Here is a 4396-nt window from a genome sequence, read left to right on the forward strand (position 1 = left end):
GCCGTGGGTCGGCGCGCTGCTGCCGGTCGCGGCCGTCGCCACGGCGCTGCTGTGCCTGCGCATCGAACGTGGACCGGCGATGCCGGCGGCGACCGTCCAGCAGGGCCGGTGAACGATCGGCGAAATCCGACTGTCGAGGAAAGGGGCGCGCAAAATCGCGCCCCTTTCTTTTATCCGCCGACGGAGGACTCGCCCACCCATGCTGGTTTCGCTTCAGGCACTACGGGCACTGGCCGCCTGGCTGGTGGTGTTCCATCACTTCATGCAGGTGTTCTTCGATTTCCGCGCCGACAGCCTCGGCGGCAGGCTCCTCTCCACCCGCGGCCAGGTCGGGGTGGACATCTTCTTCGTCCTCAGCGGCTTCGTGATCCATCTCTCCAGCGCCGGCCGGCCGATGTCTCCGCTGACCTTCCTGGTGCAGCGCCTGGCCCGTGTCGCTCCGGCCTACTGGCTGTATACGGCGATCACCGCGCTGATCATCCATGCCTTCGCCGACGTGATGCCGATCTACGGCGTCGGCGGCAAATCGCTGCTGCTCTCGCTGCTGTTCATCCCCAGCGAAAACCCCGGCGGCTTCGGCCTTTACCCGGTGCTGCCGGTGGGCTGGACGCTGAACTTCGAGATGCTCTTCTACGGCCTGTTCGCCCTCTCCTTCCTGGTCGCCGAGCGCTGGCGTCCCTGGCTGGTGACCGCGCTGGTGCTGCTGGTGGCGCAGGTGCTGGCGCGCGAGCCATGGATCAGCAACTTCTACCGCAACCCGATCATCTTCGAGTTCCTCCTCGGGCTTGGCCTGGCAGCACTGTACCGACGCGGCTGGCTGAACCTGCCCCGGCCGCTGGCCCTGCTGACGGTCGTGATATCAGTGACGACCATCGCACTGTTCCCCGCCGACCACCCATGGCGCCTGCTGACCTGGGGCCTGCCCGCCGCTGCGCTGCTGGCAGCCTGTGTGGCGCTGGAGCCGCTGTTCGAGCGCAACCGGGTACTGCATGCGCTGGGCGACTGGTCCTATTCGGTGTACCTGCTGCACGTGATCGTGCTCTGGCTTGCCGCGTACTGGCTGCATGAACGGCTCGGCCTGACGCCTTACCAGACACTGAGCCTAAGCGTGCCGGCGATCCTGCTGCTGTCGTGGCTCAGCTACGAATGGGTGGAACGGAAGATGGCCCGCCAGCTGCGCGCGGCCTATGCACGCGTTGCCGAGCCGCTGGCGGCGCGGCGGGCTCAGGCCGGGTCGCTGTAGACCAGGCGGTTGCGCCCCTCGGCCTTGCCGCGATACAGGCGGCGGTCGGTGCAGCGGTAGAGCTCGTCGGCATCCAGGCCATCGCCCGGCCACTCGGCAAGGCCGAAGGTGGCGGAAATCTGGATGCGTTCGCCGTGATAGAGCAGCGGTGCCTCGTCGATCTCCCGGCGCAGCGACTCCACCAGCGGCTTGGCGTCGAAGCGGTCGGTGAACGGCAACAGCAGGCCGAACTCCTCGCCCCCCAGCCGGCCGATCAGGTCGGTGGCGCGCAGACGGTGGCGCAGGCGATTGCACAGGTGCTGCAGCGCCTTGTCGCCGGCATCGTGGCCCCACTCGTCGTTGATGTTCTTGAAGTGATCGACGTCCAGCACCACCAGCACCAGCCGCGTCTCGTAGCGCGCCGCCTCCTGGATGCAGCGCCGCAGCGCGCGCTGGAAGCTCTCGCGGCTGGCCACGCCGGTCAGCGCATCGGTCAGCGCCAGGTGCCGCAGTTGCTTGTAGGCGGCGGCGCGGCGCTCCTCGTACACGTGCATGAAGGCGATCACCAGCACGCCGCAGAAGACGCCGTTGCCAATGTCGATCAACCCCGGCGCATCCAGCCGCAGGCGGTTGGCATGCAGGTACATGAGCGTGGCGATCAGCATGAACGGCACGGCAAGCAGGAAGCCGCGCCACTTGCCCAGCAGCAGGTAGGCCATCACCGGCATCAGGTAGACCCAGACGAAGGCCGTGGCCGAGGCATTGGGCATGACGATGATGTAGAGGATGAAGCAGAAGGTCGGCAGCAGGTAGGCAATGATCCAGGGTACCAGCCGGCTGACCCGCTTGAGCCGGTGCGCCGCCCATAGCAGCAAGCCACAGGTCGCCAGTTCCGCAGCGGACAGCCACAGGTTGCCGGCAAGATACTGCAGGATCGAGAACACCCCCAGGGTCGCACCGGTACAAGCGAAGATCAGCCGCATCAGCAAACGATGGTCCGCCTCTTCCAGCCCGGTGGGCCCGGCACTGGACTCGAACAGGTGGTCGGGATCGCTGTTGCGGTGCATCGCCCTGCTCCTTGGCTCGACCGCCCGGCGGTTCGGCCGAAATGGCGGCATCCGGGCACTCCAGCCCGATTCACGTCATCAGAAGACTACTCCAATTTCCTACAACGCGTAGCCAACCCGACGGAAACCGGGCGGATGGGCTAGCCTAGGCTGCATTGTCCATGGAGGAAGTCTATGCGTTCGATCCTTGCCGTCCTGTCCCTGCTCGCGCTTTCCGGCTGTGCTTCGTACCAGAGCGATGAAGTCCAACCCGTCCCCACCGACCGCCTGCTGGCCTACCAGCAACCGGGCAAGGACAGCGTCAAGGTCGAGGTCACCCGCGATGTGGGCTACATCGGCGGCGGCTGCCTTGTCGCCTTCACCATCGACCACCAGATCGCCGCACGCATCGGCAAGGGCGAGTCGGCCAGCTTCCACGTACCGGTGGGCAAGCACGTGGTCGGCATCATCGGCGACAAGGACGGCGAAGGCCTGTGCAGCAAGGCCATGCTGCGCCGTGAACTGCTGGTGCCGCTGGAGCCGGGCGGCAATAACGCCTTCCGCATCGTCAGCGACAACCGCACCGGGTTCGACATCAAGCCGGCGGTCGAGTAACCGCAGGCACAGGTGCGCCTCAGCGGTTCAGACGGGCAACCAGGCGCGCCTGCAGCTTCTCCAGCTCCCCCGCATCGGCCTTGTTTGCCGCGTGGATGCCCAGGCCCTCGCCGGCATAGCGCGGAACGATGTGCACGTGAATGTGGAACACCGTCTGCCCGGCCGGCGCGCCGTTGAACTGGGCGACCTGCACGCCGTCGGGGTTGAGCTCCTCGACGATCACGCCGGTCAGGCGCTGCACGACGCGCATGACCTTGGACAGCGCCTCGGGGTCGACTTCGAGGATGTTGCGCGCCGGGGAATTCTTCGGAATCACCAGGGCGTGACCGTAGGACTGCGGGAACAGGTCGAGGAAGGCGAGCACGTCGTCGTCCTCGTACAGCTTGTAGCAGGGAGCCTCGCCACGAATGATCTGGGCGAAGATGTTCTGCGGATCGTAGGTGCCTTGCAGGCTCATGCTGGGGTTCCTTGTCTGTCGCCCGCGACGGGCCGGTTGCTTGTCTATGGGCCCGCACCATACCGGTTTGCGCCGCGCGGGTCATGACCGGTGGCGCGCGGAGGGCTATCCTGAGGCCTTCGCTGCTTTGCCTCAGTGACCTCACCGGAGTATGCATGCCAGACCTTTCCGCGTTTCCCATCACCCGCAAATGGCCCGCCGAACACCCTGACCGCCTGCAGCTGTACTCGCTGCCTACTCCCAACGGGGTGAAGGTGTCGATCATCCTCGAAGAGCTCGGCCTGCCCTACGAGCCGCACCTGGTCAGCTTCGAGCGCAACGACCAGATGTCGCCGGAATTCCTCTCGCTGAACCCGAACAACAAGATCCCGGCGATCCTCGACCCCAACGGGCCGGACGGCAAGCCGCTGGCGCTGTTCGAGTCCGGTGCGATCCTGGTCTATCTGGCCGACAAGACCGACTCGCTGATCGCCCCCGGCGCCAGCGGCCGCTATGAAACCCTGCAGTGGCTGATGTTCCAGATGGGCGGGATCGGCCCGATGTTCGGCCAGATCGGCTTCTTCAACAAATTCGCCGGCAAGGACTACGAGGACAAGCGCCCGCTGCAGCGCTACGTGGACGAATCCAGGCGACTGCTGGCCGTGCTCGACCGCCACCTCGAAGGGCGCGACTGGATCATGGGCGAGCGCTACACCATCGCCGACATCGCCACCTTCCCGTGGGTCCGCAACCTGATCGGTTTCTATGAGGCGGGCGAGCTGGTGGGCTTCGACAACTTCCAGAACGTCAAGCGCGTGCTCGAACGCTTCCTCGCGCGGCCGGCGGTGCAACGTGGATTGAACATTCCCAAGCGCGACTGACCTCCGGTATTGACCTGTAGGAGCGAGCTTGCTCGCGAACAATTTCCCGGCAGCTAAGACGCTGGGCGGGTTCGCGAGCAAGCTCGCTCCTACAACGGATGTAAAACCCGCGCGCCCTTCTCCGTAGGGCGCATAACGCGCCAGCGTTATCCGCCGCGCGAGGAATGGCGGATAACCTGTTCCAGGTTATTCGCCC

The 4396-nt window shown here is 65.8% G+C and carries 5 protein-coding genes; 3 read left to right on the forward strand and 2 right to left on the reverse strand.

Features of this window, described 5'->3' with window-relative positions:
- The first annotated feature begins 199 nt into the window (after window positions 1-199).
- Complete coding sequence (locus ACCC94_RS28035; RefSeq protein WP_413352858.1) at window positions 200-1243, forward strand: acyltransferase family protein; 1044 nt, start codon at window positions 200-202, stop codon at window positions 1241-1243.
- Here ACCC94_RS28035 and ACCC94_RS28040 read toward each other — a convergent pair.
- The gene (locus ACCC94_RS28040; RefSeq protein WP_413352859.1) at window positions 1225-2289 is read right to left on the reverse strand and encodes a GGDEF domain-containing protein; all 1065 of its coding nucleotides are present in this window, start codon (window positions 2287-2289) and stop codon (window positions 1225-1227) included. The two genes, ACCC94_RS28035 and ACCC94_RS28040, sit on opposite strands and share 19 nt — an antisense overlap.
- Window positions 2290-2463: 174 nt before the next feature.
- On the opposite strand from ACCC94_RS28040, the gene ACCC94_RS28045 reads away from it, so the two are divergent.
- Entirely contained in the window at window positions 2464-2883 is a 420-nt protein-coding gene (locus tag ACCC94_RS28045) for a 3-isopropylmalate dehydratase (RefSeq protein WP_413352860.1), read from the forward strand.
- Between the two features lie 19 nt (window positions 2884-2902).
- On the opposite strand, the gene ACCC94_RS28050 is transcribed toward ACCC94_RS28045, so the two are convergent.
- On the reverse strand, window positions 2903-3340 hold the full coding sequence (locus ACCC94_RS28050) for an HIT family protein (RefSeq protein ID WP_413352861.1): 438 nt from the start codon (window positions 3338-3340) through the stop codon (window positions 2903-2905).
- Window positions 3341-3495: 155 nt separating this feature from the next.
- Here ACCC94_RS28050 and ACCC94_RS28055 point away from each other — a divergent pair, with 155 nt between their 5' ends.
- Window positions 3496-4200 carry a glutathione binding-like protein gene (locus ACCC94_RS28055; protein ID WP_413352862.1) on the forward strand — a complete coding sequence of 235 codons (705 nt, stop codon included), beginning with the start codon at window positions 3496-3498 and terminating at the stop codon, window positions 4198-4200.
- Window positions 4201-4396: the final 196 nt, after the last annotated feature.

The sequence above is a fragment of the Pseudomonas sp. Pseusp97 genome, from assembly GCF_047304025.1.
In the GTDB taxonomy this organism is placed as follows: domain Bacteria; phylum Pseudomonadota; class Gammaproteobacteria; order Pseudomonadales; family Pseudomonadaceae; genus Pseudomonas.